The 2,626-nt window shown below is 30.5% G+C and carries 3 protein-coding genes; all 3 read left to right on the top strand.

The genetic code is table 11. From position 1 onward, the window contains the following. The first annotated feature begins 535 nt into the window (after positions 1–535). The 3 genes from ACE01N_RS20270 (at position 536) to ACE01N_RS20260 (ending at position 2,534) form a co-directional block, all read left to right on the top strand. Positions 536–1,183 carry a hypothetical protein gene (locus ACE01N_RS20270; protein WP_380592862.1) on the top strand — a complete coding sequence of 216 codons (648 nt, stop codon included), beginning with the start codon at positions 536–538 and terminating at the stop codon, positions 1,181–1,183. A 184-nt stretch (positions 1,184–1,367) separates the two neighbouring features. Beyond that, complete coding sequence (locus ACE01N_RS20265; RefSeq protein ID WP_380592860.1) at positions 1,368–1,733, top strand: hypothetical protein; 366 nt, start codon at positions 1,368–1,370, stop codon at positions 1,731–1,733. Between the two features lie 9 nt (positions 1,734–1,742). Then, positions 1,743–2,534, top strand: coding sequence for a hypothetical protein (locus ACE01N_RS20260; RefSeq protein WP_380592858.1), 792 nt, complete (start codon positions 1,743–1,745; stop codon positions 2,532–2,534). Positions 2,535–2,626: the final 92 nt, after the last annotated feature.

Raw genomic sequence — 2,626 nt, 5'->3', positions numbered from 1 at the left:
TAAAACACCAAACATGGTCTTTAAAAATGTAGCTTAAATTCAATTATTAACCTGTAGCCATATTTCAGTATAAGACATACCGGGATTAGTTGTTTGATTATTTTAAACTGGCTTCCACCCTCTTTCGGCTGAAGCGAGGGAACGTTATTTTTAAAATTGGATCATCGTTTGATTTAAACCAGGTGTCGGGTGGAATCTCAGTCTACAAAACTTTGAAGATTCGTAGTTTGACGCAATATCGTTTGGGGCTGACGCAATATCGTAGAGTTTTTGATTTACATTATCCGGCTATGGGCGGCTGAATCTCATTTGATTTGCCGAAGTGTTTAATTTGCGAAACCGTTCAATTAAAGAACTCCGGTGAGAGAAAAAAGAAGGTACTAAATACAACACGCGGTCATACTGCATGGCAGTACTTTTAAATAAAACATTTCAACGTTCGCAGCTGTCACTTTTGTCCTGACAGTTCCTTTCCCGTCGGAAAGAAACTGCCACGACACCATACCGCGGGAACGTTGTGTGTAACCCTAAAAAAATGACTCGAATATTTAAAATAATAGTAGTTTCAGTTTTCGTGCTTATACAATCTTGCGTATTCAAAAATCAAAACGAAAAGACTCCTACTGAAGAAAATTTAAACATTGAATTATTTGATAAATACTCAAATGATTCGATAAGAAATAGAATTTTTGAAATTGCTTATAATAATAAGAGTTCTGCTCCAAGCTATATTGTATTTAACGCGAAAGATTTAAACACAGGAGTGACTAAAGAAATTTGTTGTGAAGCTCCATTTTTGTCCGGTGCCATGCATCGTGAATTAAATGTTGAATATGATGAAAATGGAATTAAATATATTGATAGTACTATTTTGGCAAACAGAGAAAAGACTTTTCACTTTATAAATAAAAATGCTTTAGCTAATATAAGTTTTTATAAATATCCAGATAAGGAGACTATCGATAAAATTTCAAAAACCTATAATTTAGATGATTACTTTAACAAATTTGGAGCTAATGATTTAATAAAATATACGCATTTTGAAAACGATACAGGATTTGTCCAGGTATCTTTTGCCCTCATAATGTTTAAATGTGGAATAATTACAAGTAGAGACTGTATTGCAGGAAATAATATTTGGTTTGGAGATCCTAATATTTCGATGCCAAAAATTCCGAATTAAAATTAAAAATAGGGCAACACACAACACGCGGTCATAGTGCATGGCAGTAATTTTAAACCAAATAATTCAACGTTCGCTGCCTGCACTTTCGTCCTGACAGTTCCTTTCCTATCGGACAGAAACTGCCACGGCACCATACCGCGGGAACGTTGTATTGCATAATCCAGATTAAACCAAATTAACTTTGAAGACTCTAATATCAATCATTCTTTTTATTTTTCTTTTAAACCTGAATAAATCATTTTCTCAAGAGAATGTAAAAGACATATGGCTTGGTGATTATCAACTGAATTTGTTTTTTGATGGAATAGAAAATTCAAAATTTGAGCTAAATGAATTGCTTGATCTTTCAAAAGCTAATTCTGGTATTAGAAAATATTTTAATAGTAGTACATATTTCCCTGGTTTTGAAAAGAAAATTTCATGGAGTTTAAATGATACTATTTTATTGATTGACACGATAAAATACAGAGTAATTAATCTATCTGCAGACAGTTTAGTTATTTCGCCAAATTTAGCAGAAAAGTCTAAACCAACTGAAAGTCAATAAGATAATAATATGTTTTCCGAATTACCTGTAAAAGATACTTACTTAGTTTTTAAAAAACTTAATAAAGTCAAGATACATCAAAATAGAGACTCTGTTATTAAAATCTTATCCAACAAAACATGGATTGATGAAAAAATGGATCTTGAAAAATCAAAAGATACCTATTGGATAGAATTTCTAAATAATGGCATCATGATTGAAAAATTTGTAATAGATTCATTAAATCAAATATATCTACAAGAAAATTGTTGGACAATTGAAAAATACGAAGATTTTGCCTTTTTAGTTTATTTCTATAATGGTCTTCAAGGCATGAAACGTGCTACATATCAAGTCCTTAATATTAATGACACTACTTTAACAATTAGCAAAAGCAATCATGAAACTAAAAATCTATTGATTAAACCTTTAAGTAAAAAAAGTTTAAATAAATCAGGATTTCTTGGTGAATGGATAAGCATTAATGATACAAGTAATTATGTCAATTATGACAAATATAGTCTGATAAAATATACTGATACATTAAGATATAAATTTACTAAAGATACTCTAACAATCTCTGGCAATGACTTTGAATATTCATGTCATTGGTTTTTAAATGCTGACAATACTATTTTGATTTTTGAGTACCTTACTGGTTACAAGCATGATTTAATTAAATTTTATGTAGAATATGCCAGTATATTAGATTTTAAAAACGAAAAATTTAAACTAAAACTATTTGAAAATCGGATAGAGACAAATAGAGAAAAGCCGGATATTTTACTTAACATGATTCAGGATTTTAAAAAACTTGAATAATTAAGCAATACAACACGCGGTCATAGTGCATGGCAGTACTTTTAAACAAAACATATCAACATTCGCGGGCTGTCTCTTTTGTCCTGACAGTA

The organism is Quyinboa ferrireducens, from assembly GCF_042436675.1.
Classification (GTDB): Bacteria; Bacteroidota; Bacteroidia; order Bacteroidales; family UBA5342; genus JBHJHP01.
This window is presented reverse-complemented; position numbering and strand designations above follow the sequence as displayed.